At 67.1% G+C, this 26,234-nt stretch carries 29 protein-coding genes and 1 riboswitch; of the genes, 21 read left to right on the forward strand and 8 right to left on the reverse strand.

What is annotated here, in order from left to right; all coding sequences use genetic code 11:
- Positions 1-57 precede the first annotated feature (57 nt).
- Entirely contained in the window at positions 58-186 is a 129-nt protein-coding gene (locus tag A0U87_RS26965) for a hypothetical protein (RefSeq protein ID WP_257211493.1), read from the reverse strand.
- Positions 187-239: 53 nt separating this feature from the next.
- Positions 240-623: a hypothetical protein gene (locus A0U87_RS03380; RefSeq protein WP_048937481.1), complete on the reverse strand. Its 384-nt coding sequence runs from the start codon at positions 621-623 to the stop codon at positions 240-242.
- 190 nt (positions 624-813) lie between these two features.
- Between A0U87_RS03380 and rplU the strand changes: the two genes are divergently transcribed.
- The 3 genes from rplU (at position 814) to A0U87_RS03395 (ending at position 2,267) form a co-directional block, all read left to right on the forward strand.
- The gene (rplU, locus tag A0U87_RS03385) at positions 814-1,110 is read left to right on the forward strand and encodes a 50S ribosomal protein L21 (protein WP_004207901.1); all 297 of its coding nucleotides are present in this window, start codon (positions 814-816) and stop codon (positions 1,108-1,110) included.
- 27 nt (positions 1,111-1,137) lie between these two features.
- A complete protein-coding gene (gene rpmA / locus A0U87_RS03390) occupies positions 1,138-1,407 on the forward strand; it encodes a 50S ribosomal protein L27 (RefSeq protein ID WP_004207902.1) in 270 nt (89 codons plus the stop codon).
- Between the two features lie 284 nt (positions 1,408-1,691).
- A complete protein-coding gene (locus tag A0U87_RS03395) occupies positions 1,692-2,267 on the forward strand; it encodes a GNAT family N-acetyltransferase (protein WP_048937480.1) in 576 nt (191 codons plus the stop codon).
- A 36-nt stretch (positions 2,268-2,303) separates the two neighbouring features.
- On the opposite strand, the gene A0U87_RS03400 is transcribed toward A0U87_RS03395, so the two are convergent.
- Positions 2,304-2,831, reverse strand: a complete 528-nt coding sequence (locus A0U87_RS03400; RefSeq protein WP_048937479.1) for a GNAT family N-acetyltransferase — start codon at positions 2,829-2,831, stop codon at positions 2,304-2,306.
- Positions 2,832-2,885: 54 nt separating this feature from the next.
- Between A0U87_RS03400 and A0U87_RS03405 the strand changes: the two genes are divergently transcribed.
- The 4 genes from A0U87_RS03405 to A0U87_RS03420 are packed head-to-tail and all read left to right on the forward strand — an operon-like array spanning position 2,886 to position 6,777.
- Positions 2,886-3,566 (forward strand): TetR family transcriptional regulator, encoded by a 681-nt coding sequence (locus A0U87_RS03405; protein ID WP_004207909.1) that lies wholly within the window; start codon positions 2,886-2,888, stop codon positions 3,564-3,566.
- Between the two features lie 30 nt (positions 3,567-3,596).
- Positions 3,597-4,691 (forward strand): GTPase ObgE, encoded by a 1,095-nt coding sequence (gene obgE / locus A0U87_RS03410; RefSeq protein ID WP_017499840.1) that lies wholly within the window; start codon positions 3,597-3,599, stop codon positions 4,689-4,691.
- A gap of 34 nt (positions 4,692-4,725) precedes the next feature.
- Complete coding sequence (proB, locus tag A0U87_RS03415) at positions 4,726-5,856, forward strand: glutamate 5-kinase (protein WP_017499841.1); 1,131 nt, start codon at positions 4,726-4,728, stop codon at positions 5,854-5,856.
- Positions 5,857-5,880: 24 nt separating this feature from the next.
- Positions 5,881-6,777 carry an NAD(P)H-binding protein gene (locus A0U87_RS03420; RefSeq protein ID WP_080993563.1) on the forward strand — a complete coding sequence of 299 codons (897 nt, stop codon included), beginning with the start codon at positions 5,881-5,883 and terminating at the stop codon, positions 6,775-6,777.
- Positions 6,778-7,240: 463 nt separating this feature from the next.
- Here A0U87_RS03420 and A0U87_RS03425 read toward each other — a convergent pair whose 3' ends face one another.
- Together A0U87_RS03425 and radA are read right to left on the reverse strand one after the other, a co-directional pair.
- Positions 7,241-7,765 (reverse strand): CvpA family protein, encoded by a 525-nt coding sequence (locus tag A0U87_RS03425; RefSeq protein WP_048937477.1) that lies wholly within the window; start codon positions 7,763-7,765, stop codon positions 7,241-7,243.
- A 10-nt stretch (positions 7,766-7,775) separates the two neighbouring features.
- Entirely contained in the window at positions 7,776-9,143 is a 1,368-nt protein-coding gene (gene radA / locus A0U87_RS03430; RefSeq protein WP_137405216.1) for a DNA repair protein RadA, read from the reverse strand.
- An 89-nt stretch (positions 9,144-9,232) separates the two neighbouring features.
- Here radA and A0U87_RS03435 point away from each other — a divergent pair, with 89 nt between their 5' ends.
- The 3 genes from A0U87_RS03435 to A0U87_RS03445 all read left to right on the forward strand — a co-directional run bounded on the left by A0U87_RS03435 (position 9,233) and on the right by A0U87_RS03445 (position 13,189).
- A complete protein-coding gene (locus A0U87_RS03435; protein WP_048937476.1) occupies positions 9,233-9,934 on the forward strand; it encodes an endonuclease/exonuclease/phosphatase family protein in 702 nt (233 codons plus the stop codon).
- A gap of 427 nt (positions 9,935-10,361) precedes the next feature.
- Entirely contained in the window at positions 10,362-12,695 is a 2,334-nt protein-coding gene (locus A0U87_RS03440) for a patatin-like protein (RefSeq protein ID WP_048937475.1), read from the forward strand.
- Complete coding sequence (locus A0U87_RS03445) at positions 12,692-13,189, forward strand: hypothetical protein (RefSeq protein WP_048937474.1); 498 nt, start codon at positions 12,692-12,694, stop codon at positions 13,187-13,189. The genes A0U87_RS03440 and A0U87_RS03445 overlap by 4 nt, the downstream gene beginning before the upstream one ends.
- Before the next feature lie 30 nt (positions 13,190-13,219).
- On the opposite strand, the gene A0U87_RS03450 is transcribed toward A0U87_RS03445, so the two are convergent.
- Together A0U87_RS03450 and A0U87_RS03455 are read right to left on the reverse strand one after the other, a co-directional pair.
- A complete protein-coding gene (locus tag A0U87_RS03450; protein WP_048937473.1) occupies positions 13,220-14,266 on the reverse strand; it encodes a low specificity L-threonine aldolase in 1,047 nt (348 codons plus the stop codon).
- Positions 14,267-14,323: 57 nt separating this feature from the next.
- Positions 14,324-14,432: riboswitch (SAM-I-IV-variant riboswitch) on the reverse strand.
- 35 nt (positions 14,433-14,467) lie between these two features.
- Complete coding sequence (locus A0U87_RS03455; RefSeq protein ID WP_004207923.1) at positions 14,468-14,758, reverse strand: 4a-hydroxytetrahydrobiopterin dehydratase; 291 nt, start codon at positions 14,756-14,758, stop codon at positions 14,468-14,470.
- Between the two features lie 40 nt (positions 14,759-14,798).
- Here A0U87_RS03455 and A0U87_RS03460 point away from each other — a divergent pair, with 40 nt between their 5' ends.
- The 7 genes from A0U87_RS03460 to A0U87_RS03490 all read left to right on the forward strand — a co-directional run bounded on the left by A0U87_RS03460 (position 14,799) and on the right by A0U87_RS03490 (position 21,048).
- Positions 14,799-15,206, forward strand: coding sequence for a metallopeptidase family protein (locus tag A0U87_RS03460; protein WP_010336310.1), 408 nt, complete (start codon positions 14,799-14,801; stop codon positions 15,204-15,206).
- On the forward strand, positions 15,203-15,820 hold the full coding sequence (ccmA, locus tag A0U87_RS03465) for a heme ABC exporter ATP-binding protein CcmA (protein ID WP_048937472.1): 618 nt from the start codon (positions 15,203-15,205) through the stop codon (positions 15,818-15,820). Before A0U87_RS03460 ends, ccmA begins: the two co-directional genes overlap by 4 nt.
- Entirely contained in the window at positions 15,811-16,458 is a 648-nt protein-coding gene (locus A0U87_RS03470) for a heme exporter protein CcmB (protein WP_010336308.1), read from the forward strand. Before ccmA ends, A0U87_RS03470 begins: the two co-directional genes overlap by 10 nt.
- Positions 16,459-16,565: 107 nt before the next feature.
- Positions 16,566-17,600 (forward strand): patatin-like phospholipase family protein, encoded by a 1,035-nt coding sequence (locus tag A0U87_RS03475; protein WP_037517156.1) that lies wholly within the window; start codon positions 16,566-16,568, stop codon positions 17,598-17,600.
- Complete coding sequence (locus A0U87_RS03480) at positions 17,593-19,053, forward strand: GntP family permease (protein ID WP_048937471.1); 1,461 nt, start codon at positions 17,593-17,595, stop codon at positions 19,051-19,053. Before A0U87_RS03475 ends, A0U87_RS03480 begins: the two co-directional genes overlap by 8 nt.
- A 45-nt stretch (positions 19,054-19,098) precedes the next feature.
- A complete protein-coding gene (locus A0U87_RS03485) occupies positions 19,099-20,001 on the forward strand; it encodes a DMT family transporter (RefSeq protein ID WP_122927890.1) in 903 nt (300 codons plus the stop codon).
- Between the two features lie 72 nt (positions 20,002-20,073).
- Positions 20,074-21,048 carry a cupin-like domain-containing protein gene (locus tag A0U87_RS03490; RefSeq protein WP_137405217.1) on the forward strand — a complete coding sequence of 325 codons (975 nt, stop codon included), beginning with the start codon at positions 20,074-20,076 and terminating at the stop codon, positions 21,046-21,048.
- A gap of 6 nt (positions 21,049-21,054) precedes the next feature.
- On the opposite strand, the gene A0U87_RS03495 is transcribed toward A0U87_RS03490, so the two are convergent.
- A complete protein-coding gene (locus A0U87_RS03495; RefSeq protein ID WP_004207932.1) occupies positions 21,055-21,333 on the reverse strand; it encodes a chorismate mutase in 279 nt (92 codons plus the stop codon).
- A gap of 161 nt (positions 21,334-21,494) precedes the next feature.
- Here A0U87_RS03495 and A0U87_RS03500 point away from each other — a divergent pair, with 161 nt between their 5' ends.
- From A0U87_RS03500 to A0U87_RS03515, 4 genes are all read left to right on the forward strand, one after another.
- On the forward strand, positions 21,495-22,520 hold the full coding sequence (locus tag A0U87_RS03500; RefSeq protein WP_048937468.1) for a polyprenyl synthetase family protein: 1,026 nt from the start codon (positions 21,495-21,497) through the stop codon (positions 22,518-22,520).
- Between the two features lie 206 nt (positions 22,521-22,726).
- Complete coding sequence (locus tag A0U87_RS03505) at positions 22,727-23,506, forward strand: TSUP family transporter (RefSeq protein ID WP_048937467.1); 780 nt, start codon at positions 22,727-22,729, stop codon at positions 23,504-23,506.
- 119 nt (positions 23,507-23,625) lie between these two features.
- Entirely contained in the window at positions 23,626-25,143 is a 1,518-nt protein-coding gene (locus A0U87_RS03510) for an arylsulfatase (RefSeq protein ID WP_048937466.1), read from the forward strand.
- 118 nt (positions 25,144-25,261) lie between these two features.
- The coding region (locus A0U87_RS03515; RefSeq protein WP_137405218.1) for a helicase-related protein at positions 25,262-26,234 on the forward strand (973 nt) is incomplete at its 3' end.

The raw sequence follows: 26,234 nt of genomic DNA on the forward strand, positions 1-26,234 counted from the left end.
CTTCCCTGTCCGCCGGCAGCAGGCCTTCATCCTGCCGCCGGCGCGGAACATTGTCTATTATTCGACGATGCCGAGCATCGCGATCGAGAGCAGGGCGCCGGCGGCGCCGAGCCCTGCCATGACGACGGGCATGAACCAGCCGGGCGGATTGCGCCGGCCACCGCGCATCTTTCTTTTGCGGGGCATGATCTCAATTCCTTCTGTCTGACGGACGCCCGCCATGGCGGGCGGGAAATATGTCAGAGGAAGGCGGGCGGGGCGCGGGCGCGGCGACTCCGCGCGCGAAGATGGCTGTAGCGGCCCGCCAGCAGCGGCAGAGGCGCGTCGGGCGCCAGACGGCGCCAGGAGAGCATGAGGGCGAGCGCCGCCGCCAGCAGCCAGGGCAAGGCCACCCCATCCCCATCAGGGCGGGGCGCGCGGGCGAGATGCGGCGCGGGCAGCGAGCGCGCCTTGAGCACCACGCCGGTCGTGGCGGAACTGAAGGCGGAGCCATTGAGCTTGCTGGAAGGCGGGCCGTCAGGCGCGATCGCACACAGAAGCGCGACCAGGATCGCAGCCCACAGCGATGCGATGAAGGGCAGCCTGCCCTTGCCGGTCGCATCCTGGGGATGTAATCTGCTCATCGGCGCTTATATTCCCTTCCATCACCGATGTAGGAAGACTAAGAGCCAAAAACCAGCCCACAAGCTGGGCCCATGGCGGTTGACAGAATCGAGTCATTCCACTACCGGGCCACATTCCCGCGCGGGTCGAACAGGCTTTTTGTCCTCGACGATCTGCGTAAAGCAGATTTGAACGAGAAGAGACCAAGCCATGTTCGCTATCGTGCGCACGGGCGGCAAGCAGTATCGCGTCGCCGCCGGAGATAAGATCGTCGTTGAAAAGCTCGCTGGCGAAGCCGGCGACAAGGTTACGCTGGACGACGTCCTGCTGGCCGGCGAAGGCGGCGACCTGAAGGACGCAGCCAAGCTGACCGTCGCAGCCGAAATCATTGCGCAGGCGAAGGGCGAGAAGGTCATCGTCTTCAAGAAGCGTCGTCGTCACAACTATCGCCGCAAGAACGGCCACCGCCAGAATCACACGATCCTCAAGATCGTGTCGATCGCCTGAGCGCAGCTTAGATAAGGAGTTTAGGTCATGGCACATAAGAAAGCTGGCGGTTCGTCGCGTAACGGTCGCGATTCTGAGTCGAAGCGCCTTGGCGTGAAGAAGTTCGGCGGTCAGGAAGTGATCGGCGGCAACATCATCATTCGCCAGCGCGGCACCCGCGTATATCCCGGCCGTAACGTCGGCATGGGCAAGGATCACACCCTCTTCGCTCTCGGCGAAGGTCGCGTCGTGTTCCACGACGGCAAGCTCGGCCGCAAATATGTATCGGTCGACGCGGTAGCCGCGGCAGCCGAATAACGGACGATCGATGACGGGTCGTCCTTCGCAAAAGGGACGTCCCGCCTGATCGGTTGCGCACATAAGTGCGTCGATCGGGATCGAGGGAAAAAAGGGCGCCCCTTCACAGGGAGCGCCCTTTTTCCGTTCTGACGAACATCACCGGGCACTCCTCCCGATTTCCCTCAAACCTCTGGAACTACTGGCCTTCTCGCGCGTCGTGCGGGCGGGGCTCAGCCAGAGAAGACCGTCGTCAAGCCGTCATGATTGGCAGCTATTGGCGCGCACGAAGAGGAGAGACGTGAATGTTCGCCCGTACCCCCCGCCTGCTGCTGCGGCCAGGCTGGATGGAAGATGCCCCCGCCCTGGCTCAGGCCATCGGTAATGACGCGGTCCTGCGCAATCTGAGCCGCGCCCCCGCCCCCTATGGCCTGGCCGATGCCGAAGCCTTCCTGGCACTGCCGCAGGATTCGCGCATGCCGCGCCTGCTGGCCTTCACCCGCACCCAAGGCGCGCCGCGTCTGGTGGGCGGCTGCGGCATCCATAAGGCCGAGGATGGCACGCCGGAACTGGGCTACTGGATCGCCCGCCCCTATTGGGGCCTGGGCTTCGCCACGGAGGCGGCCCGCGCCGTCATGAGCATCGCCCGCGCGCACAATCTGCCGGCGGTCCGCGCCGTCCATTTCGCCGACAATCGCGCGTCGGGCCATGTCCTGCGCAAGATCGGCTTCCGCGCCAATGGCACGATCGAGCGGCGCTATAGCCCCGCCCGCGGGGCCGAGGCCGACTGCCTGGTCTTCGACGAGGGCGAGGCCGCCCGCATGAGCGTGGACTTTGCGATGGACCTATATGGCGACGCGCTGCCGGCGCTTGCCGCTTGACTGAAGTGCGCGAGCGCCGATCAGGGCGCCCGCCTCTCACCCCTGACGGGGCCGATCAAAGACACGGGTCGGCGCGCCATGGAAATCGACTTCGGCCAGCGCGGCAAAGCCCAGTTTCTCCGCCACCTTGATCGACCCGCCATTGTCGGGCGCGATGATGCAGCGGATCGAAGGCGCATCCAGATGCGCATCGGTCCAGGCAAAGATCGCCGCCATCGCCTCGGTCGCGATGCCCCGCCCCCAGGCGGCCGGCCCCAGCACCCAGCCCGCTTCCGGCAGGCCGTCCAGTTCGGCCAGCCCCCGCGCCGCGCTCAGCAGCCCCGCCTCGCCCAGCAATTCGCCATTGGCGCGATCCTCGATCGCCCACATGCCATAGCCGAGCAGCGCCCACATGCCGGCATAGCGCAGGATGCGGAACCAGACCGCCTGCGCATCGAGCGCCGCGCCGCCGATGAAGCGCACCACGTCGGGATCGGCCCATAGCGCCTGGCAGGCGGGATAATCTTCCACCCGGTGCGGGCGCAGGATCAGGCGGTCGGTGGTGAGGATCGGCGCAGCGGTCATCGCCAATCTATGGGCGGCCGCGCAGGGGCCGGTCAAGCGCCCCCGCACATGACTATGGCCTTCCCCCGGCCCCTGTGTCATGGGCAAGGCACGTTGCCCGAACCGATCCCCCTCAAGCGCTCGCGCCTCAGCCCCGACGAAAGTCGCCTGATTGCGCTGGAAGCCGCCCGCGACCTGCTGCTGGAAGCGGGGCCGCAGGCCGTGACGCTGAAGGCGGTGGGTAATCGCATCGGCCGCACCCATGCCAATCTGCTCCATCATTTCGGATCGGCCGCCGGCCTGCAGAAGGCGCTCGCGGGCTATCTGGCCGACGCCATCACCGCCACGATCGGCGACGCGGTGAATGCCGCCCGGCGCGGCGAGGTCGAGCCCCGGCGGATCGTCGACATGACCTTCGACGCCTTCGACGCGGGCGGCGCCGGCGCGCTGGCCAGCTGGATGCTGGCGTCGGGCAATGAGGATGCACTTGACCCGGTGGTGGATGCGATCCACCGGCTGGTCGACAAGCTGGCCGCGACGGCACTGCGCCCGCAACTGGCCGAGGTGATCCGCGACAATACGCTGATGCTGGTCCTGCTGGCGCTGGGCGATTCGCAGATGGGCGGCCCGATGGCCGCTGCACTGGGCCTCAATCGCGAGAAAGCGCGCGAACTGGCGGCCCGCAGCCTGGTCTCCGCCCTGACCGAAGAAGCCCGGTTGACGGCGACGGCGAAAGTGTCGCAAGCTAAGGTTTAATTTTGCCCAAGAAGACGCTATGGGCGCGCCATGCATTTTCTCGATCAAGCAAAAATCTATATCAAGTCCGGCTGGGGCGGTCCCGGCGCGGTCAGCTTTCGGCGTGAAAAATATGTCGAATATGGCGGCCCGGACGGCGGCAATGGCGGCAAGGGCGGCGACATCATCTTCGAGGCCGTGGCCGGCCTCAATACGCTGATCGACTTCCGCTACACCCAGCATTTCAAGGCGCAGCGCGGCATGCCCGGCATGGGCAAGAACCGCTATGGCGCCGGCGGCAACGACCTGGTCGTCAAGGTGCCGGTCGGCACCCAGATCCTGTCCGATCCCCAGCCGATCGAGGGGACCGAGGACGAAGACGGCTATCCCGAATATGAGGAACAGGAAATCCTGGCCGACTTCACCGAGGTCGGGCAGCGTGTGAGCTTCCTGCGCGGCGGCGACGGCGGCCGCGGCAACCTGTCCTACAAGACCAGCACCAACCGGGCGCCGCGCCAGCATGGCACCGGCTGGCCGGGCCAGGAAATGTGGGTCTGGCTGCGGCTGAAGCTGCTGGCCGATGTCGGCCTGGTCGGCATGCCCAACGCCGGCAAGTCGACCCTGATCAACCAGGTGACGAACACCAAGGCGAAGGTCGGCGCCTATGCCTTCACCACCACCAAGCCGCAGCTTGGCGTGGTGCTGCACCGTGATCGCGAATTCGTGCTGGCCGACATTCCCGGCCTGATCGCGGGCGCGGCCGAGGGCGCGGGCATCGGCGACCGGTTCCTGGGCCATATCGAACGCTGCCGCGTGCTGCTGCACCTGATCGACGCGACCGGCGACGACCCGGTCGAAGCCTTCCGCATCGTCACCGACGAACTCGCCGCCTATGGCGGCGGGCTGGACGAAAAGCCGCAGATCGTGGTGCTCAACAAGGGCGACCTGCTGGGCCAGGAACTGATGGAAGACATTGCCGAGCAGCTGCGCGAGCAGGCCGGCGTGGAAGATGTCTTCATCATCTCCGGCGCGACCGGCGAAGGCGTCACCCCGTTGCTCGACGCCGTGCTGGAAATGCTCGACGAGGATCGTGAAGAGGACGACGCCGACGACAGCGACGGCGAAGCCACCTGGTCGCCGATCTGAACGGATCACCCCGCCCTCCTATTCAGTAGCGATCATGACCGACACTCTGTCCGGCTTTCCCCCTGCCCTGGTCCGCCGCCTGGTCATCAAGATCGGGTCGGCGCTGCTGGTCGATCCGGCAGGGGAAGTGCGCGTCGACTGGCTGCGCACGCTGGTGGCCGATGTCGCCGCGCGAAAGGCGGCCGGGCAACAGGTCATCATCGTGTCGTCAGGCGCAATCGCGCTGGGCGCGCGCCGGCTGAAGCTGCCCAAGGGCGGGCGCGGCAGCCTGGAGGATGCGCAGGCGGCGGCCGCCACCGGCCAGATCGCCCTGTCGCAATGCTGGGCCAGCCTGCTGCATGAAAAGGGCATTACCGCCGCGCAGATGCTGGTGACGCTCGACGATCTGGAGCATCGCCGCCGCTATCTCAACGCATCCGCCACGCTGGAGCGACTGATGGCGCTCGACGTCGTGCCGGTGGTGAACGAGAATGACAGCGTCGCCACGGCGGAGATCCGCTTTGGCGACAATGATCGCCTTGCGGCGCGCATCGGACAGGCGGCACGGGCCGACGCGGTTGTGCTGCTGTCGGACGTGGACGGGCTTTACACCGCCAACCCGCACGCCGATGCGAATGCCATGCTGATCGAGAGGATAGAGCGCATCGACGCGCGCATTGCCGCCATGGCCGACACCGGTTCGGCTTCGGGCATGGGGTCGGGCGGCATGGTGTCGAAAATCCAGGCGGCCCAGATCGCCACCGGCGCCGGCGCCCATCTCGCCATCATCTCGGGCAAGGTCGACGCCCCGCTCAGCCATTGGGCCAATGGCGGCCGTGGCTCCATCTTCCTCGCCGCCGAAAGCCAGGGCGCGCGCAAGGGCTGGCTCTCGGGCCGCCTCACCGTGCTCGGCCGGATCATCGTCGATGCCGGCGCCGAAGCGGCGCTGGGCAAGGGCAACAGCCTGCTGCCGGCCGGCGTCGCGCGGGTCGAGGGTGTGTTCGCCCGCGGCGACGTGGTCGACATTCTCAATCAGGACGGCCGGGTGATCGCCCGTGGCCTCATCGAATATGACAGCGAGGCCGCCGCGAAGATCGCCGGCCGCCGCAGCGAAGACATTCCCGCCCTGCTCGGCGAAATGTCCCGCACCGTGCTGGTCCATCGCGACCATATGGCGATGGTCTGACCTATTATGTCCCTTAGAATTGCCATGACCGGCGCGACGGGTTTCGTCGGCGCCGAAACGCTTGATCAGGCGCTTGCCGCCGGTCTCCAGGTCAACGCCCTCACCCGCCGGGCGCAGCCGCCACGCGCCCATCTCAAATGGGTGCCCGGCTCGCTCGACGATACCGCCGCGCTCGACACCTTGGTGCGCGACGCCGACGCCGTGATCCATATCGCCGGCGTCGTGAACGCGCCCGACCGCGAGGGGTTCGAGGCGGGCAATGCGCGCGGCACGATGGCGGTGGTCGACGCCATGCGCAAACGCGGCGTGCGCCGGCTCGTCCATGTCTCCTCGCTCGCCGCACGTGAGCCGGGCATGTCGGACTATGGCTGGTCGAAGGAACTGGCCGAACGCCATGTGAAGGCCAGCGGCCTTGACTGGACGATCGTGCGCCCGCCCGCCATCTATGGCCCCAATGACCAGGAAATGCTGGAACTGTTCCGCATGGCCAAGCGCGGCATCATGCTGCTGCCGCCCGGCGGCCGGCTTTCGGTGATCCATGTAGCCGATCTTTCCCGCCTGCTGCTGACGCTCGCCTGCGAAAAGGAGCAGAGCCAGACCCGCACCTATGAGGCGGACGATGCGACGCCCGGCGGCTGGGACCATCAGGAATTCGGCCAGGCGATCGGCCGAGCCGTGGGCCGCACTGTCCGCACCTTCGCGACGCCGCAATGGCTGCTGGCGACCGCCGCCCGACTCGACCGGCTGGTGCGCGGCCGCAATGCCAAGCTGACCCCCGACCGGGTCGATTATTTCTGCCACCCCGACTGGGTCGTCGACAAGCGCAAGCAACCGCCCAAGCGGCTGTGGACGCCGCAGATCCCGACCGAGGAAGGGCTCAAGGCCACGGTCGAGGCCTATCGCGCCAAGGGCTGGCTGTAGCCCGCCCAAGGACACAAGTCCGCGCGGGTCACGACCGAAGTTCACAGTGTAAACGGCCTTTTCGGGGCATTTGCACCTGCTTCGCCCCCATGATGCACCACCCACGCGCCGGTAACGCGCCATGGCAGGTTCGACAGACGCGCCCGGCGCGCGCCGACAAGGCCCCACCCGCGCACCTGCGCAGCGACAGCGACGCCCCCGTCGCGCGCCAGTTGCATGGATAGCGGAGGCAGGATGAGCGGCAGCGTCATGCCCCAGCTTAGAGCAGGGCAGATCTGTAGGACAGCGGCATGCGGGATTGGCGGATCGAGTTTCGATCAAGCACCGCCCATCCCATCATCGTCACCCTGAACTTGTTTCAGGGTCCATTCCTCCCAATAGACCAATGGTTTGTTAGGCTTGATGGATGCTGAAACAAGTTCAGCATGACGTCGGTGGGATGGCCGTAAGCCACCCACCCCGGTCACGCCGCCGGATCGGACTCCGCCGGCTTCTGCGCGCGCTGTTCGTCGACAAATTCGCTGATCGCCTTGCCGCTGGCGTTGAGCAGCGGATAGGTGCGGGCGTCGGACAGCCAGTCGGGGCGGCGTGCGCCGCTACCGTAGAATGTGTCATAGACCAGGGAGAAGGCGAGGAAGACCAGGGTCGCGCCGATCAGGCCCTTGATCGCACCGAAGCCGCCGCCCAGCACCCGGTCGATCGGGCCGAGCACCGACTGACGGGTGCGCTGGCCAATCGCGCGGGCGAGCAGCTTGCCCGCGCCAAAGGTGATGGCGAAGATCAGGAAGAAGGCCAGAACCGCCGCCCCGCTCTCGCTGCCGACGAAGCTGGTCAGCAATTCGGTGACCGAGGCGTGGAACAGGCTGATCGCGAAGATGCCCGCGACCCAGGCGATGAGCGAGAGGGTTTCGGTCACGAACCCGCGCAGCAGGCCGAATATGGCGCAACCGCCGATGAGGAGGAGGACGAGGATATCGACGGCGTTCATGCCGCGCTGGCTATCCGCGCCCGAGCATCTGGTCAACCAGCTGTGCAAGGGTGCGGAAGCCGCTGACCGAAATCCCCTTCACCCCGTCCGCGCCCGACGCCGGCACGAAGGCGCGATTGAAGCCCAGTTTCGCCGATTCCCGGAGCCTGAGCGGCGTGTGCGAGACGGGCCTGATCTCGCTCGACAGCGCAATCTCGCCGAACAGCACGACATCGGCGGGCACCGGCCGTTCCGACAAGGCCGACAACAAAGCGGCGGCGACGGCCAGGTCGGCGGCCGGATCGGACAGGCGATAGCCGCCCGCGACATTGAGATAGACTTCGCAGGTCGAGAAGCTGAGGCCGCAGCGCGCCTCCAGCACGGCGAGGATCATGGCTAGCCGGCCGCTGTCCCAGCCGACCACTGCGCGCCGAGGCGTCGCCCCGCTCGACAGCCGCACCACCAGCGCCTGGATCTCGACCAGCACCGGCCGCGTTCCTTCGAGCGCGGGGAAGACGGTGGCGCCCGTCACCGTCTCGTCGCGATTGGTGAGGAACAGGGCGGATGGGTTGGCGACCTCCTCCAGCCCCTCGGCCACCATCGAGAAGACGCCGATCTCGTCCGTGCCGCCAAAGCGGTTCTTGATCGCGCGCAGGATGCGATATTGGTGGCTGCGCTCACCCTCGAACGCCAGCACCGTGTCGACCATATGTTCCAGCACGCGCGGGCCGGCGATGCTGCCATCCTTGGTGACATGGCCGACCAGGATCAGCGCGGTGCCGCGCTGCTTGGCGAATTTGATCAGTTCCTGGCTCGATGCGCGCACCTGGCTGACGGTGCCGGGCGCGCCCTCGATCAGGTCGCTGTGCATGGTCTGGATCGAATCGATGATGAGCAGCGCGGGCGGCACGCCGTCGCTGAGCGTCGTCAATATATCGCGCACCGATGTCGCGCTCGCCAGTTGCACCGGGGCGTTGCCAAGGCCCAGCCGCTGGGCGCGCAGCCGCACCTGGTCCGACGCTTCCTCCCCGCTGATATAGGCGACGGTCAGCCCGCGCGAGGCGACCCGCGCCGCCGCCTGCAGCAACAGGGTCGACTTGCCGATGCCCGGATCGCCGCCGATCAGCGTCGCTGATCCCGGCACGATGCCGCCGCCCAGCGCCCGGTCGAACTCGGCGATGCCGGTGCTGGTGCGCGCGGGCAGTTCCACCTTGCTGTCGAGGCCGATGAGCGTGATCGCCCGGCCGCCGCCCTGCAGGTCATGCTTGGCGGAAAAGACGGTCTCGGCCGCTTCCTCGACGATGCTGTTCCATTCGCCGCAGTCATCGCACTGCCCCTGCCACCGGCCGGAGACGGTGCCGCATTGCTGACAGACGAATTTGCGCTTTGCCTTGGCCATCGCCCACGCATAACAGAACATAAAAGGAACACAAACGCGATCTTGCATCGAGGCTGGAAACCCCCGCGCCGCTGGCGCATTGAAGCAGCATGTCCGCCACGATCCGCGTCGCCAGCTATAATATCCGCAAGGCCATCGGTACCGACCGCCGCCGCTCGCCCGAGCGGGTGATCGACGTGCTGAACGAGGTGGATGCCGACATCATCGCGCTGCAGGAGGCCGACCGGCGCTTCGGCATACGCTATGCCGCGATCCCGCCGCTGCTGCTCGACCGCCAGAGCGGCTACAAGCCGGTGCCACTCAATGTCCAGACCGATAGCATGGGCTGGCACGGCAATGCCATCATCGTCCGCAAGGAGGCGGAAGTCGCCGCCTATGACGTGCTGCACTTGCCCTGCCTGGAGCCGCGCGGCGCGACCATGGCGGAGGTCGCGATCAAGGGCGCGACCCTGCGCGTGTTCGGCATGCATCTCGACCTGTCGGGCCTGTGGCGGCGCAAGCAGGCGGCGGCCGTGATCCATGCCGCGGCGCAGGGTCATGCCCTGCCGACGGTATTGATGGGCGACCTCAACGAATGGAGCGCCGAACGCGGCTGCCTGGCCGACTTTGCCCGCCATTACAGCTTTGCGCCCTGCGGCCGCAGCTTCCACGCCCGCCGCCCGGTCGCCCGGCTCGACCGGATCATGCATTGCGGCCGCATCCGCCTGGTCGACAGCGGCGTCCACGAAAGCGCCGCCGCGCGCAAGGCGTCGGACCATCTGCCGATCTGGGCGGAGTTCCGGGTCGGGTAAAAGCGGGCGCGTGTTGGGGATGGCTGAGGGTCTGAAGACGACCAGAATCTGACGTACCTAGTTCCTCCCCAAGCTTGCTTGGGGAGGTGGCAGCGCGAAGCGCTGACGGAGGGGAAATGGCGCAAGCGCAACGCTATTGCCCCTCCACCGCCTTCGGCGGTCCCCCTCCCCAAGCAAGCTTGGGGAGGATTTTCGGACAGTCTGCTTTCCACCCCCTTTCGTCATTCCCGCGCAGGCGGGAATCCATCCCCTGACCTTGCATCTGGTCCGACGCTGTGGAGATGGATCCCCGCCTGCGCGGGGATGACGGTGGAAAACAGGCCGTTGCTTAGCCACCCACCCCGCCATCCCCCCTTCCCGCTTTCGGACAGGGGGTGGGACATTCCGCCTCTCGACAAGGCGGCCTGGCTTTGCGATCCCTATCCCCATGAGGGAGAAGGAATTACGCCTCGCGCTCGTCTGCTATGGCGGGATCAGCCTGGCCGTCTACATGCACGGCATCACCAAGGAAATCTGGCACCTGACGCGGGCGAGCCGGGCCTTTCATGACGGGGTGGCGCCGCAGGGGGCGAGCGAGGCGGTCTATCATCGGCTGCTCGCCGATATCGAGGCAGCGAGCGGCACGCGGCTGCGCATCCTGCCCGACATCATCGCCGGCGCCAGCGCGGGTGGCATCAATGGTATCTTCCTGGCCCAGGCGATCGAGACCGGCCAGTCGCTGGAGCCACTCACTGCGCTGTGGCTCGACAATGCCGATGTCGACGAACTGCTCGATCCCGACGCCCGCCCCGCCCGCGCGCTGACCAAATTCTGGGCGACGCCGCTGGTGTGGATGGCCGCGCGCCGCCCCGGCGACGCGGTCGAGCGCACGGTGGCGCCCGACACGCGCGAGGAGGTGCGGATGAAATTGTCGCGCTTCATCCGCTCGCGCTGGTTCGAGCCGCCCTTTGGCGGAGCGATATTCTCGACCATGCTGCTCGACGCGTTCGACGCGATGGCGGCGACGCCGGCCGGGCCGTCGCTGCTGCCCGACGGCCATCCGCTCGACCTGTTCGTCACCGTCACCGATTTCGACGGCCATGTGCAGAGCCTGAGCCTCAACAGCCCGCCCCAGGTGATCGAGACCGAGCATCGGCTGTCGATCGGCTTTCGCGGCCGGGGCGGCAGCGCCAACGGCTTTGCCGATCCGGCCGAACTGGTCTTTGCCGCGCGCGCCACCGCCAGCTTCCCCGGCGCCTTCCCGCCCTTCACCGTGCGCGAGCTGGACCGGGTATTAAAGCGCCGCCACCGCGCCTGGCCCGGCCGCGACGCCTTCCTGGCGCGCGTGCTGCCGCGCCGGGCGGCACGGGGCGAGGCCGAGGACGCGGTGCTGATCGACGGATCGGTGCTGGCCAACGCCCCCTTTGCCCAGGCGATCGGCGCGCTCAAGAACCGGCCGTCGCGGCGCGAGGTCGACCGCCGCTTCGTCTATATCGATCCCAAGCCCGGCCACCGGTCGATCCACCTCAATCGCGAGGGCGAGGAGGAAGCCGCGCCGATCGGCGAGAATGCGCCGCTGCCGGGCTTTTTCCGCACCATCTTCGGCGCGCTGTCGGACATTCCGCGCGAGCAGCCGATCCGCGACAATCTGGAGGCGATCGACCGCCATTCCGCCCGCATCCGCCGCATGGGCCGGATCATCCAGGCGCTGCGCCCCGGTATCGAAGCGGAGGTGGAGGGGGCGATCGGCCGCATGCTGTTCCTCGACCGGCCGACGCCGGCGCGCCTGTCGGCCTGGCGCGGCAAGGCGCAGCAGCGCGCCGCCGCCTCGGCCGGATTCGCCTTCCCCGCTTATGCTCATCTCAAGCTGTCGGGCATCGTCGAGGATCTGGCCGCGCGCCTGTTCCAGTTGAGCGGCGAGGACGCGCCGATGATGCGCGAAGCCTATCGCCAGGCGATCTGGAAGCAGGTGCGCGCGATCGGGGCCGACCAGTTAACCGAGGATGCCGGCTCCGCCGCCGCGCCCGTCCTCTTCTTCCGCACCCATGACCTGGCCTTCCGCATCCGCCGCCTGCGTTTCCTGGCCCGGCGGCTGGCCGAGACGCTGGAACTGGAGGCCGATGCCGACAGCGAGGCGGTGCAGGCGATGCACGACGCCATCTATCGCGCGCTCGCCCTCTACACCGAATGCGAGGGCAATGATTTCTACAATGACCATGTCCGCGCCGCCGCGGCGCAGGTGCCGACCGACGCCGGTGCCGCGCTGGAGGCGATGGCCCAGGCGCGTGGCCTGCGCGCCCGCGACGAGGCAGCCGACATGCTGCTGGCCGAGGCGCTCGCCAACCTGCCCAAGGCCGGGCGCCGCACCATGTTGCTGGCTTATCTCGGCTTCCCCTTCTCCGACATCGCGACCCTACCGTTGCTTCAGGGTGACGCTGTCGATGAATATGATCCGATAAAGGTCGACCGGATTTCGCCCGAAGATTGCACCGCCATCCGCGCCGGCGGCGCCAACGCCACGCTAAAAGGCATAGAATTCAACAATTTTGGCGCCTTCTTCAGTCGGGTCTATCGGGAGAATGACTATCTGTGGGGCAGGCTCCATGGGGTGGAGCGTCTGCTGGATATCGTAATTTCCGCAATTCCTGCCCCAACCCGTCTTCCCGAAGGGGCGTTGCGCAACTATAGGCGGGCGGCGTTTCTGGCGATCCTCGACGAGGAAGAGTCGCGCTTGCCGCATGTTGCGGATCTGATCGCCGGACTGCGGGAGGAAATCGGGTGAAGGGGCGTTTGAAGCTGTTTCCGATGATGCTGGCGCTGGTGCTCGTCACCGGCTGCAAGGGCTCGTCCGATGACAGCGCACAGGCCGCCCCGGCCAGCGCGCCGCAGCAGGTGGCCGTTGCCGTCGTCCAGCCCGATCCGCCGCCGCCCGCACCGCCCGCCGTCCTGCCCTCGCGCCCAGCGCCGATCGTCACCGTCGGCCCGCCCGGCCCGACCAATTCGCTCGACCTGCCGCCGTCGAGCAATGCGGCCCAGCCCGCCCCCTTCCCGCGCGAAGTCACCGCCTTCATGGTCGATCGCGACAGCTGCGACCATTTCCGCGGCGAGGAACCCTATGATGCGGAACGGCGCGCCTATATCGAGGAAAGCGTCGCCGAACTCTGCTCCGGCACCGACGCGAAGCTGGCCTTGCTGCGCAAGCGCTACGAAAAGATGCCGGACGTCATCAGCGCGCTGAGCAGCTATGACGCCCGGATCGAGGGCGAGGAACCCTGAGGCCGCCTCGCCCGCACTAGCGCCATCCGGTCAGGCGGCGACCGCCAGGCAGGCTTCCCTTATGTCGCGGGCTAGTTCGTCGACCCGCTCCACCTGTGCATCCCAGGCGAACATGAATCGCGCGCCGCCGCCGATGAAGGTGTAGAAGCGCCAGCCGCGCGCGCGCAGGGCATCCAGCACCGGCGCGGGGGCCGACAGGAACAACGCATTGGCCTCCACCGGGAAGATCGGGCTGACATCGGGCAGGTCGGCGATCGCCGCCGCCAGCCGGGTCGCGCAATCATTGCCATGGCGGGCATTGCGCAGCCAGGCGCCGCTTTCCAGCAGGCCGATCCAGGGCGCCGACAGGAAGCGCATCTTCGACGCCAGCTGTCCCGCCTGCTTGCAGCGATAGTCGAAATCCTGCGCCAGCGCGCGATCGAAGAAGATCACCGCCTCGCCCACGGCCATGCCATTCTTGGTGCCGCCAAAGCAGAGCACGTCGACGCCCGCCTTCCAGCTGATCTCCGCCGGATCGCAGCCCAGGCTGGCGCAGGCATGGGCAAAGCGCGCGCCGTCCATATGCAGTTTCAGCCCCAGTTCGCGGCACACGGCGGAAATCGCGCGCACTTCCTCGACCGTGTAGACAAGGCCGGTCTCGGTCGGCTGGGTGATGGTGACGACGCGCGGCTTGGGGAAATGGATGTCGGACCGGCTGGTCGCGAGCTGCCGGATCGCGTCGGGCGTCAGCTTGCCGTCGGCCGAGGGCGCGGCAAGCAGCTTCGACCCGTTGGAGAAGAATTCGGGCGCGCCGCATTCGTCGGTCTCGACATGGGCGGCCGCCGAACAGATCACGCTATGATAGGATTGGCACAGCGCCGCGAGCGCCAGCGAATTGGCGGCGGTGCCGTTGAAGACGAAGAAGACCTCCGCATCGCCGCCGAACAGGGTACGGAAATTGTCCGCCGCGCGCTGCGTCCATTCATCCTCGCCATAGGCCGTCGCCGATCCGCTGTTCGCCGCGAGCATCGCGTCGAGCGCCTCGGGGCAGGCCCCGGCATAATTGTCGCTGGCAAATTGCTGTGTGGAAATGGGCACGTCATGCTTCCGTCTGCTGGTGTGTGACCAAGCATCGGATCAACGTCGTCGTGGCTGCATGTCCCGTTGGATTGCCGGTCCGGCCACATCCCCCTCTTTCGAAAGGCACCACCTTGCTCGGGGAGCAGGTTGGTGTCGGACGTTGGCCCGACTCTTGATGTTGCCGGTGCGATTATCGGCCGGGCGATGCCGCGTCAAGCATCAGCGCAGCAGCGCCTCTATCCCCTTCGCCAGATCGATGTCCCGCTGCGACAGGCCGCCGGCATCATGGGTGGTGAGCGTGATTTCGACCCGATTATAGACGTTCGACCATTCGGGATGATGGTCGGCCTTTTCCGCCAGCAGCGCCACCCGCGTCATGAAGCCGAAGGCGGCGACGAAGTCGGGAAAGGTGAAGCTGCGCGCAATCCCGTCCGGTTCGGCGACCGCCGTCCATTCGGGCAAATCCGCCAGCGCGATCGCCCGTTCCGTTTCGTTCAGTCTGGCAAGCATTTCTCTATCCTGCGTTATTTCTTTCGCCTATGTGACAGCCATGCCTGACACTGGTCAATCGTTCCGCTTCGCCCCTACCCCACAGGAAATCGAGACACTCGCGCTGGAGGCCCTGAGCCGCCTGCCCGAGCCCTTCCGTTCCTATCTCTCCAATGTCGTGATGCTGGTGGAGGATTTTGCCGACACCGATATCCTGAAGGAGATGGAGATTGACGATCCGTTCGGCCTGACCGGCCTCTATAGCGGCCGTCCCTTCGGGCAGGAGGCGCAGACCGGCGACCTGCCGCCGACCGTGCATCTTTTCCGCCGCCCGCTGCTCGACGAATGGGTCGAGACGGGCGTGCCGCTCGAAGCGCTCATCACCCATGTCGTGGTGCATGAAATCGGCCATCATTTCGGCCTGTCGGACATCGACATGCATGTGCTGGAGGATATGGTCGCCCCATGAGCGGTGCGGCGCTGCGCCTGTCGGGCCTGGCCTGCCTGCGCGGCGGACGCCTGCTCTTTGCCGGCGTCGACCTGGTGCTGGCGGCCGGCGGCAGCGCCTTGCTGCACGGCGCCAACGGCATCGGCAAGTCGAGCCTGCTGCGCCAGTGCGCCGGATTGCTGCCCGCCTACGCCGGAACCATCGACCGCCAGGGCAGCGTCGCGCTGGCCGACGAGCGACTGGCGCTCGACATGGAATTGCCGCTCCACCGCGCACTCGGCTTCTGGGCACGGCTTGACCGGGTGGATGCGGCCGCGCTCGACCGCGCGCTCCACGCCATGGCGCTCGCCCCCTTGCGCGACGTGCCCGTGCGCATGCTCTCCACCGGCCAGCGCAAGCGCGCCATGCTCGCCCGCGTGATCGCCAGCGGCGCGGATATCTGGCTGCTCGACGAACCGGCCAATGGCCTGGACGATGCGTCGGTCGCGCTGCTCGGCGCGGCGGTGGCGGACCATCTGGCGGCCGGCGGCATCGTCGTCGCTGCCTCGCACCAGCCATTGCCGCTGACCGATCCGGTGCGGATCGAGATGGCCGCCCATGTGCCGGACCCGGCGCAGGAGGCGTCATGCGACTGATCGCCCTGCTCGTCGCCCGCGACCTGGGACAGGCCTGGCGCTCGGCCGGGCTGTGGCTGCCGGTCGCCTTCCTGTTGCTGGTCGCCAGCCTCTACCCCTTTGCGGTCGGACCCGACGCCGCCCTGCTCGCCCGCACCGGTGGCGGCATGCTGTGGATCGCGGCGCTGCTCGCCAGCCTGCTGCCGGTCGACCGGCTGGTCGCGCCCGATCGCGACGCCGGCATCCTGGACCAGATCGCGCTGCGCGGCATCAGCGAGGAGATGGTGGTGATCGCCCGGCTGATCGCCCATTGGCTGGGTTTCGGCCCGCCGCTGATGATCGCCGCCCTGCCCGCAGCCGCGCTGCTGAAGCTGGACGGCGCGACGATCCTGACGCTGGAGGCCGGGCTGCTGATCGGCACGCCCGCGCTTGCCGCGCTCGGCCTGCTGGTAGCGACGCTGACCGCCGGACTGCGCTCGTCGGGCGCGCTGGCGGGCCTGCTCGCCCTGCCGCTGGCGGTGCCGCTGCTGATCTTTGGCGCGGGCACACTGGGCGATGGCAGCGGCGCCGCGTTCAAATTCCTCGGCGCCGCCTCCCTGCTGCTGGTCGCGATCACGCCGATCGCGGGCGGCGCGGCGATCCGCGCGGGTCGGGAATGAGGTTTGTGCAACGCGCAAGGCGTTGACATTGGCGGGCCGCAATGGTCCCATGCTGCATCGCAACAAACTCCGGCAGCGGGCCATGCCCGCCAAGCGCGAGGTACCCGATGCCCGATCCGACTGCCGAGCCGCAAAGCCGCCTGATCGACCTGGCCCTGCAGGGCGGCGGCGCCCATGGCGCCTTCACCTGGGGCGTGCTCGACCGCCTGCTGGAGGAACCCTGGCTGCGGATCGACGGCATATCGGGCACGTCGGCCGGGGCGATGAACGCGGCCGTACTGGCCAGCGGCTATGCCCATGGCGGCGCGCCGGGTGCCCGCCGCGCCCTCACGCGTTTCTGGAGCAAGGTGTCGGACGGGGCAATGTTCAGCCCGTTCCGCCGCAGCCCGCTCGACATAGCGCTCGGCCGCTGGACGCTCGATTATTCGCCGCTCTATGTCGGCATGGACCTGATGGCGCGGCTCTGCTCGCCCTATGATCTCAATCCGGGCGGGTTCAACCCGCTGACCGACATCCTCAACGAATGCGTCGATTTCGACCATCTCGCCGCCAGCCCGATCCGCCTGTTCATCACCGCGACCAGCGTGCGCACCGGCCAGGCCCGCGTGTTCCGCAATGCGGAGATCACGCCCGACGTGCTGCTCGCCTCCGCCTGCCTGCCGACCATGTTCCACGCGGTCGAGATCGATGGCGAGGCCTATTGGGATGGCGGCTATTCGGGCAATCCGACGCTGACGCCGCTGGTGCGCGACTGCGATTCGGACGACACCATCCTGATCCAGGTGAACCCGGTCGAGCGCGCCACCGACCTCTACGCCGCACGCGACATTGCCAGCCGATTGAACGAGATTTCCTTCAACGCGGTGCTGTTGCAGGAAATCCGGATGATGGCGCTGCTGCGCCAGGTCGCCGATCCCGGCCATGGCGAGGGCGAGAAATGGGCGAAGATGCGTATCCACCGCATCGCCAGCGCCGACATGCTGCAATTCGGCCATTCGTCCAAGCTGAACGCCGAATGGGCTTTCCTGTGGAAGCTCAAGAAGATCGGGCGCAAGGCGGCGGACGATTTCCTGAAGGATCATGGCCAGGCGATCGGCCGGGAATCGACGCTCGATATCGACGCGCTGCTCGCCCATGTCTGAGGCATTGAGCTTCCTTGGCATATTGGTCGCGCTCGGCGCGCTGATCGCCATGGCCTATCGCGGCTGGAGCGTGCTGTTCCTCGCCCCGGCACTGGCGATGATTGCCGCCAGCTTTTCGGGCTATCCGATGCTGGCGAGTTGGACCCAGATATTCATGGTCGCCGCCGCCGGCTTCCTCGCCCAATTTTTCCCGCTCTTCCTGCTCGGCGCGATCTTCGCCAAGCTGATGAACGACAGCGGATCGGTGCGCACCATTGCCGACGCCATGATCGGCTGGCTGGGGTCCGGCCGCGCGATCATGGCGGTGGTGCTGGCCGGCGCGATCCTGACCTATGGCGGGGTCAGCCTGTTCGTCGCCTTCTTCGTGCTGGTGCCGATGGCGCAGGCGCTGTTCCGCGCCGGCAACATCCCCCGGCGGCTGGTGCCCGCGACCATCATCCTGGGCACATCGACCTTCACCATGACCGCCCTGCCCGGCACGCCGGCGATCCAGAATGTCATTCCCATGCCCTTCTTCGGCACCTCCATCTATGCCGCGCCGGGCCTGGGCCTGATCGCCGCGATCATCATGCTGGCGGTGGGCCTGGGCTGGCTGTTGCGGGCACAGGCAGCGGCCGCCGCCCGGCAGGAGGGCTATGATCCCAGCCTGTCCCCCGTGGCGCCGGTCGACAGCGCGCGGATGCGCGAGCATACGACGACGGCCTCCACCTTCGACCCCGCAGAGATGGACAAGGGGGCGCCCACCGACGACCGCCCTTCGCTCGGCATCGCCTTCCTGCCGATCGGCGTGATGATCGGTTGCAACCTCATCCTCTCGCTCTGGCTGTTCCCGACCTGGGACGCGCCCTTCCTGGCGGAGCCTTTATGGGGCAGCACCAGCCTGGGCGCGGTTGCGGGCATATGGTCGGTGACGGCGGCGCTGATGATCGCGACGCTCGCCATCATCCTGTGCAACCGGGCGCGCCTCGTCAGCCTGCGCGACAGCATCGATTCGGGCGCCAACGCCGCCGTGCTGCCGATCATCAGCGTGGCGAGCCTGGTCGGCTTCGGCGCGGTGATCGCCGCGCTGCCCGCCTTCCACATGATCCGCGACTGGGTGCTGGGCATGGGCGGCGGGCCGCTGGTGTCGCTGGCGGTGGCGACCAACCTGCTCGCCGCGCTCACCGGATCGGCCTCGGGCGGGCTCACCATCGCGCTAGAGGCGCTGGGGCCGACCTATATGGACATCGCCGCGCGAACTGGCACCGACCCCGCCATCATGCACCGGGTGGCGGTGATCGGGTCCGGCACGCTGGACATATTGCCGCATAATGGTGCGATCGTGACGTTGCTGGCGCTGAGCGGCGTCACCCACCGCGAATCCTATCTGGATATCGCCATGGCCGGCATCGTCAGCTCGCTTGCGGCGCTGGTCGCCGTGATCCTGATCGGGTCGACGCTGGGCAGCTTCTGATCCCTTCGCCCCTTGGCCGGGTCGACAGGCGCGCGCGCATCGGCCATGGGCTGCGCCATGTTCGGCATTATCGCATCCCTGTTGTTCGTTCTGATCTGGTCCACCGGTTTCATCGTCGCCCGCGCGATGGTGCCCCATGGCGCGCCAGAGCTGATCCTGGCCGCGCGCCTGTGCCTGACGGCGCTACTTCTGGGTGCGCTGGCGCTGCATGGGCGTCAGCCCTGGCCGCGCGGCCGGCGATTGGGGCTGCATCTGGCGGCGGGCGCGATGCTGCATGGCCTTTACCTCACGCTCAGCTGGTGGGCGGTCAGCCATGGCATGCCGGCCGGCATCATGTCGCTGCTGGGCGCGACACAGCCGCTGATGGTGGCGGTCGCCAGCGTCGCGATCCTGGGCGAGCGCTTGCCCGCGCGCGCCTGGAGCGGCCTTGCCATCGCCATCCTGGGTGTCGGCTGCGTGCTGATGCCGGCGATCGCCAAGTCGGGCGCGGGCGCGATCACGCTCATTCCCGCGATCGGCGGCATCGTCGCGGTGCTGGCGATGACCGGCGGCACGCTGATCCAGCGCGGCACGATCGGCGGCGATCCGATCTGGGTGTCGGGCGCGGTGCAGAATGCCGGCGGCGCGCTGGTGGCGATCGCCGCCACCCTGATCGTGGGCGAATGGCGCTGGGACAATAGCCCGATGTTGTGGATCGGCCTCAGCTGGTCGGTGCTGGGCCTGTCGGCCGCCGGCCTGTCGCTGCTGGTCTGGCTGGTGCGCACCCAGGGACCGACGCGCATGTCGATGCTGCTGCTGCTGGTGCCGCCACTGGCCGCGGTGGAGGCCTGGCTGCTGTTCGGCGAGAAGCTCGGCCCGGTGCAGATCGCCGGCTTCGCGCTGGCGCTGGGCGGCGTGCTGCTGGGCCGGTCGCAGCCCAAGCGGACCGAGGTGGTGGAGCCGGCCTGAACCGCCACCGCGCCGTCACAGGTTCGTCACATCCTGCAACATGGCGGTCATGATCGCGCGCTAGGGCGGGTCATGAGCAAATCCGGCCGCGCCCCGCCGCTTCCCTCGATCCTGTCGCAGGCGGCGGACATGCAGATGCAGATGACCCTGCGCCAGGTCGGCTTTGGCGCGCCGTCCGCCAATGCCGTGCCCCATGTGCCGCCCAAGCCCGCGCCCGCGCCCCGCGACGACAGCGCGCTCGCGCTCAAGCGGCGCGACTGGCTGCTCAACGTCATGGAACAGCAGCGTGCCCTGTCGCCCTATGCCTCCGGCCTGCTGACCGCCGACGCGCTGTCGGGCGAGGACTTCCTGCATAATTTCTATGCGCCCGGCCGCCCGGTCCTGATCAAGGGGGCGATGGAGGGCTGGCCCGCCCGTGCAAAATGGACGCCGGACTATCTGACCGATGCCGTTGGCGCGGCGGAAATCGAATATCAGGGCGGCCGCGCACAGGCCGCCGACTATGAACTGGCCAAGGACCGGCACAAGCGTCGCGCGCCGTTCCGCCAGTTCATCGATCTGGTGCGCGATGGCGGCAATGACGCCTATCTGACCGCCTATAACAGCGCGGCCAATGGCCCGGCCCTCGCGCCGCTCCAGGCCGATCTCGGCCATCCCGACGCCTATCTGGCGCCGACGCCGGGCATGCTCTGGATCGGCGGCGTGGGCGCGTTCACCCCGCTCCATTTCGACCTCACCAACAATCTGCGGGCACAGGTGACCGGCACCAAGCATGTCATCCTGGTGCCGCCGTCGCAGACCCATCGGCTGGCGCATAACCGCCATGTCTTCAGCGATGTCGGCGACCTGACCGATCCGGCGCGGCTGGCTCGACACCCGCGCGCCCGCGACGTTCTGCGCTACGAAGTGCGGCTGACGCCGGGCGACCTGCTCTTCATCCCGATCGGCTGGTGGCATCAGGTCCGGTCGGAAAGCTTCTCGACCATGCTGACCTACACGCATTTCCACTGGCCCAATGCAGGCCATGAAAATTATCCGAAGGATTAAAGCCTCTTATCCCTCCCGCAGCCGCTCGTGATGGCGGATCACCTCATCGATGATGAAGCGCAGGAATTTCTCGGTGAAGTCGGGGTCCAGATTAGCGTCGAGCGCGAGCTGGCGCAGGCGCGAAATCTGGCGTTCCTCGCGGCCCGGATCGGCCGGCGGCAGGTCGTGGGTCGCCTTATATTCGCCGACCGCCTGGGTGACCTTGAACCGCTCCGCCAGCATGAAGACGAGCGCCGCGTCGATATTGTCGATGCTCTCGCGATAGCGCTTCAAAGTCTCGTCCACCTGGCATTCTCCACAGCGGCATCGCGGCGGGAAAAGGCGTGGCTTTTCCGTTACTGCGACGCGTCAATCAATCGTCCGGCGCGCTTTTTGCGCCATTGCGCCGCGCAGGCAAGCTATTCCCGCTTGCCATCTGCTTTTTGCCCCGCCAGAGGACGCTTGTCATGACTGCATCCTCCCCCGGCAACGTCCACCCGATCGGCCGCACCAGCGCCCCTTCGCTCGCTCCCATCATGGCGCTCGTCGCCGATGGCATGAACCAGGTGAACAGCGTGATCCTGGACCGGATGCAGTCGCGCATCCCGCTGATCCCGGAACTGGCCGGCCATCTGATCGCCGGCGGCGGCAAGCGGCTGCGGCCGATGCTGACGCTCGCCTGCGCCGACCTGGTCGGCTATGCCGGATCGCGCCATTACAAGCTGGCCGCATCGGTCGAATTCATCCACACCGCCACGCTGCTGCATGACGATGTCGTCGACGGATCGGGCCTGCGCCGCGGCCGCAAGACCGCCAACATCATCTGGGGCAACAGCGCCTCGGTGCTGGTCGGCGACTTCCTCTTCTCCCGCTCGTTCGAGCTGATGGTCGAGGCCGAGTCGCTCAAGGTGCTGAAGATCCTGTCGGGCGCATCGGCGATCATCGCCGAGGGCGAGGTCAACCAGCTGACCGCCCAGCGCAAGATCGACACCAGCGAAGAACAATATCTCGACATCATCGGCGCCAAGACCGCCGCCCTGTTCGCCGCCGCCTGCCGCATTTCCGCCGTGGTCGCCGACCGCAGCGAGGCGGAGGAACATGCGCTCGACGTCTATGGCCGCAACCTTGGCATCGCCTTCCAACTGATCGACGACGCGATCGACTATGAATCGGACGGCGCCACCATGGGCAAGGATGCCGGCGACGATTTCCGCGACGGCAAGGTCACCCTGCCGGTGATCCTGGCCTATGCGCGCGGGTCGGACGAGGACAAGGCCTTCTGGAAGGCCGCGATCTCGGGCCATCGCATCAGCGACGAGGATCTGGCTCATGCGACGCAGCTGCTGCGCCAGACCGGCGCGATTGCCGACACGCTGGCCCGCGCCCGCCATTATGGCCAGCGCGCGATCGACGCGCTGGGCATGTTCGATGCCGGCAAGGCGAAAGCGGCCCTTAGCGAAGCGGTCGAATTCGCGATAGCACGGGCATATTGAAGCATTTTCGAAGCGGACGGCACGTCCGCTGACTCGGAAAATGCGGCAAGCCATAAGTTGAGGGAATGAACGGTTTCGCTCGTTTCCCCTTTCAATATCCGTTCGCCCTGAGCGAAGTCGAAGGGCAGAACTGAGCCACAGGCGAAGTTCCTTCGCTTCGCTCTGGTGCGGGCTTCGACGTCGCTCAGCCCGAACGGGGTAATATCGTGATCCTCTCCCCCGAAACCATCGCCTTCCTCATGGCCGCTGCCTTCATGGCCGGCTGCATCGACGCGATGGCGGGCGGGGGCGGCCTCATTGCCCTGCCCGCATTGCTTGCCGCCGGCGTACCGCCGGTGCCGGCGGTCGCGACCAACAAGCTGCAAAGCTGCCTTGGCACCTTCGGCGCCTGCGTCGCCTATGCCCGGCGCGGCCATATGGACCTCAAAACCTACAAGGGTCCGGTGATCGCCGCCTTCATCGGGTCGATCGGCGGCGCCTGGCTGCTGCAACGGGTCGATCCGTCGATCCTGGCCGGACTGATGCCCGCGCTGCTGATCGCCATGGCGGCCTATTTCACCTTCTCGCCCAAGCTGAGCGATGCCGATCGCCATGCCCGCGTCGGCATGTGGGGCCTGTCCGGCATGATCGGCGTGGTCGGCTTCTATGACGGCTTCTTCGGACCCGGCGCCGGCGCCTTCTACACCACCATCTTCATCGCGCTGGGCGGCCTGTCGCTGCTGCGCGCCACCGCCCAGACCAAGGCCGCCAATTTTGCGTCCAATGTCGCGGGATTGCTGACCATGGTGGCGGGTGGCCATGTCATCTGGATCGCGGGCCTCGCCATGGCGGTCGGATCGATCACCGGCGGCCAGATCGGATCGCACCTTGCCATGCGCTTCGGCTCGAAGCTGATCAAGCCGCTGCTCATCATCATGTCGCTGGCACTGACGACCAAGATGCTGCTCGATCCGAAGAACCCGATCCACATCTATCTGTTCGGCTAGGCGCCCCCCTTCTCCGGGCATAGGGGATGTCCCCGCCGCTTCTCGGGATTATCCCCATGCAGCGTCGCGGACCGCCCGCCATTAGCCTTCCGCCGATCCATCATGGTCGGAGACTCGGCATGGCTACGAAGAAACCCAATATCCTGGTCATCTGGGGTGACGATATCGGCTGGCAGAATGTCAGCGCCTATGGCCTGGGCACGATGGGCTATACCACGCCCAATATCGATAGCATCGGCTATGGCGGCATCCGCTTCACCGACCATTATGCGCAGCAAAGCTGCACCGCCGGCCGCGCCGCCTTCATCACCGGCCAATATCCGATCCGGTCGGGCATGGTGACCGTCGGCCAGCCGGGCGATCCGCTGGGGCTGCAGCCGGCATCGCCTTGCCTGGCCGAAGTGCTCAAGGCGGCGGGCTATCGCACCGGCCATTTCGGCAAGAGCCATCTGGGCGATCGCAACGAGCATCTGCCGACCAACCATGGTTTCGACGAATTTTTCGGCAATCTCTACCATCTCAACGTGTCGGAAGAGGAAGAGCAGCGCGATTATCAGAATTTCGCCAAGGCCCATTCTGGCAGCGTCGAAGCCTATATGAAGAAATTCGGCCCGCGCGGCGTGATCCACAGCTGGGCCACCGATGTCGATGATCCGACCGAGGATCCGCGCTACGGCAAGGTCGGCAAGCAGAAGATCGTCGACACCGGCCCGCTGCACCAGGAACGGATGCACGAGGTGGACGAAAAGGAGTTCATCCCGCCCGCGCTCGACTTCATGCAGAAGGCCAAGGATGCCGACGAGCCCTTCTTCGTCTGGCTCAACACCAGCCGCATGCACCTCTACACCCGCCTCAACGACAAATGGCGCTATGCGGCGGAAAAATACACGTCGGACGCCGACCTGCACGGCTCGGGCATGCTGCAGCATGACCATGATATCGGCATCGTGCTCGACTGGCTGAAGGAAAGCGGGCTGGAGGAGGATACCATCGTCTGGTATTCGACCGACAATGGCCCGGAACATTCCTCCTGGCCGCATGGCGCGACCACACCCTGGCGCGGCGAGAAGATGACCACCTATGAAGGCGGCGTCCGTGTGATCTCGATGCTGAAATGGCCCGGCGTGATCGAACCGCTGCAGCTCAAGAACGGCATCCAGTGCCATCAGGACATGTTCACCACCCTCGCCGTCGCCGCCGGCGTCACGGACGTGAACGAGAAGGTTCTCAAGGAGAAGAGCCAGTATATCGATGGCGTCAACAACCTCGACTACTGGACCGGCAAGGCCGAGGATTCGGCGCGGAACCATGTGTTCCATTATAATGAATCCCGGCTCACCGCGCTGCGCATGGGTCCCTGGAAATGGCATTTCTCGACCAACGAGGATTATTACGGCACCATGGTCGGCCGCTCAAAGCCGATGGTCTTCAACATCCGCATGGATCCGTTCGAAAGCTATGACAACAGCGACTCCTACGGCCATCTGCTCCAGAAGGTGGCGTGGCAGACCGGGCCGCTCGGCGCGTTGATGACCGAACATCTGACGACCCTCGCCCAATATCCGCCAGTCCAGGGCGGCAAGAGCTTCGACATGTCCAACGTCGTCGAACAGTTCATGAGCAAGGGCCACGACTGACCCTCGCGCACCATCGCCGGAATAGACGCAATGCCCGGAGCCGCACGGCTTCGGGCATCGCCGTTTCTGCCCAGCGCGCCTTGCGCTCGGCCCTGATTGGCGCGAGAGGGGGCGGATCATGACCGCCCCTGCCCTGCCGATCCATGCCGTCCTGCCCGACCTGCTCGCCGCCTTGGCGCGCGGCAGCAATGCCGTGCTGGTGGCGCCGCCGGGCGCGGGCAAGACGACAGCGGTGGCCCCCACCCTGCTCGACCAGTCCTGGTGCGAGGGGCAGGTGCTGCTGCTCTCCCCCCGCCGCCTCGCCGCGCGCGCCGCAGCCGAGCGCATTGCCGAGATGCTGGGCGAGCAGCCCGGCGGCACGGTCGGCTATGCGACGCGGATGGACAGCAAGGTCAGCGCGAAGACGCGGCTGCTGGTGCTGACCGAGGGCATTTTCGTCCGCCGCATCCAGGATGATCCCGAACTGGCCGGCGTGTCCGCAGTGCTGTTCGATGAAGTACATGAGCGCAGCCTGGACAGCGATTTCGGCCTGGCGCTGGCGCTCGACGCGCAGGCGGCGCTGCGCCCGGACCTGCGCATCCTGCCGATGTCGGCCACGCTCGACGGCGCGCGTTTCTCCACCTTGCTCGATGGCGCGCCCGTCATCGAGAGCGAGGGCAAGATCCAGCCGCTCGAACTACGCCATATCGGCCGCCATGCCGAAAAGCGGATCGAGGATGAGATGGCCGCGGCCATCCGCCGCGCGCTGGAAGAGGAGGCCGAAGGCGACCTGCTCGCCTTCCTGCCCGGCGTCCGGGAAATCGAGCGCACCGCCGAACGGATCGAGGGTGGCGCGTTCGAGGTCCACATGTTGCACGGCTCGCTCGATCCGGCGGCTCAGCGCGCGGCCATCCGCCCCTCGCGCGAAGGGCGGCGCAAGGTGATCCTCGCCACCTCGATTGCCGAAACCAGCCTGACCATCGATGGCGTGCGCATCGTCGTCGACAGCGGCCTTGCCCGGCGCCCGCGCTATGACCGCGCCGCCGGCGTCACCCGCCTCGTCACCGAACGCGCCAGCCAGGCGTCGGCCACCCAGCGCGCCGGCCGTGCCG

The sequence above is a fragment of the Sphingobium sp. MP9-4 genome, from assembly GCF_005281675.1.
Lineage (GTDB): Bacteria > Pseudomonadota > Alphaproteobacteria > Sphingomonadales > Sphingomonadaceae > Sphingobium > Sphingobium yanoikuyae.

Coding starts and splice junctions, on each gene's coding strand:
- A0U87_RS03490 (WP_137405217.1), top strand. CDS start 20,074: ATGAGCAAATCCGGCCGCGCCCCGCCGCTTCCCTCGATCCTGTCGCAG.
- proB (WP_017499841.1), top strand. CDS start 4,726: ATGACCGACACTCTGTCCGGCTTTCCCCCTGCCCTGGTCCGCCGCCTG.
- A0U87_RS03455 (WP_004207923.1), bottom strand. CDS start 14,758: ATGCTTGCCAGACTGAACGAAACGGAACGGGCGATCGCGCTGGCGGAT.
- rpmA (WP_004207902.1), top strand. CDS start 1,138: ATGGCACATAAGAAAGCTGGCGGTTCGTCGCGTAACGGTCGCGATTCT.
- A0U87_RS26965 (WP_257211493.1), bottom strand. CDS start 186: ATGCCCCGCAAAAGAAAGATGCGCGGTGGCCGGCGCAATCCGCCCGGC.
- A0U87_RS03470 (WP_010336308.1), top strand. CDS start 15,811: ATGCGACTGATCGCCCTGCTCGTCGCCCGCGACCTGGGACAGGCCTGG.
- rplU (WP_004207901.1), top strand. CDS start 814: ATGTTCGCTATCGTGCGCACGGGCGGCAAGCAGTATCGCGTCGCCGCC.
- A0U87_RS03405 (WP_004207909.1), top strand. CDS start 2,886: ATGGCCTTCCCCCGGCCCCTGTGTCATGGGCAAGGCACGTTGCCCGAA.
- radA (WP_137405216.1), bottom strand. CDS start 9,143: ATGGCCAAGGCAAAGCGCAAATTCGTCTGTCAGCAATGCGGCACCGTC.
- A0U87_RS03395 (WP_048937480.1), top strand. CDS start 1,692: ATGTTCGCCCGTACCCCCCGCCTGCTGCTGCGGCCAGGCTGGATGGAA.
- A0U87_RS03425 (WP_048937477.1), bottom strand. CDS start 7,765: ATGAACGCCGTCGATATCCTCGTCCTCCTCCTCATCGGCGGTTGCGCC.
- A0U87_RS03380 (WP_048937481.1), bottom strand. CDS start 623: ATGAGCAGATTACATCCCCAGGATGCGACCGGCAAGGGCAGGCTGCCC.
- A0U87_RS03400 (WP_048937479.1), bottom strand. CDS start 2,831: ATGACCGCTGCGCCGATCCTCACCACCGACCGCCTGATCCTGCGCCCG.
- A0U87_RS03485 (WP_122927890.1), top strand. CDS start 19,099: ATGGGCTGCGCCATGTTCGGCATTATCGCATCCCTGTTGTTCGTTCTG.
- obgE (WP_017499840.1), top strand. CDS start 3,597: ATGCATTTTCTCGATCAAGCAAAAATCTATATCAAGTCCGGCTGGGGC.
- A0U87_RS03420 (WP_080993563.1), top strand. CDS start 5,881: ATGACCGGCGCGACGGGTTTCGTCGGCGCCGAAACGCTTGATCAGGCG.
- ccmA (WP_048937472.1), top strand. CDS start 15,203: ATGAGCGGTGCGGCGCTGCGCCTGTCGGGCCTGGCCTGCCTGCGCGGC.
- A0U87_RS03480 (WP_048937471.1), top strand. CDS start 17,593: ATGTCTGAGGCATTGAGCTTCCTTGGCATATTGGTCGCGCTCGGCGCG.
- A0U87_RS03460 (WP_010336310.1), top strand. CDS start 14,799: ATGCCTGACACTGGTCAATCGTTCCGCTTCGCCCCTACCCCACAGGAA.
- A0U87_RS03440 (WP_048937475.1), top strand. CDS start 10,362: ATGAGGGAGAAGGAATTACGCCTCGCGCTCGTCTGCTATGGCGGGATC.
- A0U87_RS03510 (WP_048937466.1), top strand. CDS start 23,626: ATGGCTACGAAGAAACCCAATATCCTGGTCATCTGGGGTGACGATATC.
- A0U87_RS03435 (WP_048937476.1), top strand. CDS start 9,233: ATGTCCGCCACGATCCGCGTCGCCAGCTATAATATCCGCAAGGCCATC.
- A0U87_RS03475 (WP_037517156.1), top strand. CDS start 16,566: ATGCCCGATCCGACTGCCGAGCCGCAAAGCCGCCTGATCGACCTGGCC.
- A0U87_RS03500 (WP_048937468.1), top strand. CDS start 21,495: ATGACTGCATCCTCCCCCGGCAACGTCCACCCGATCGGCCGCACCAGC.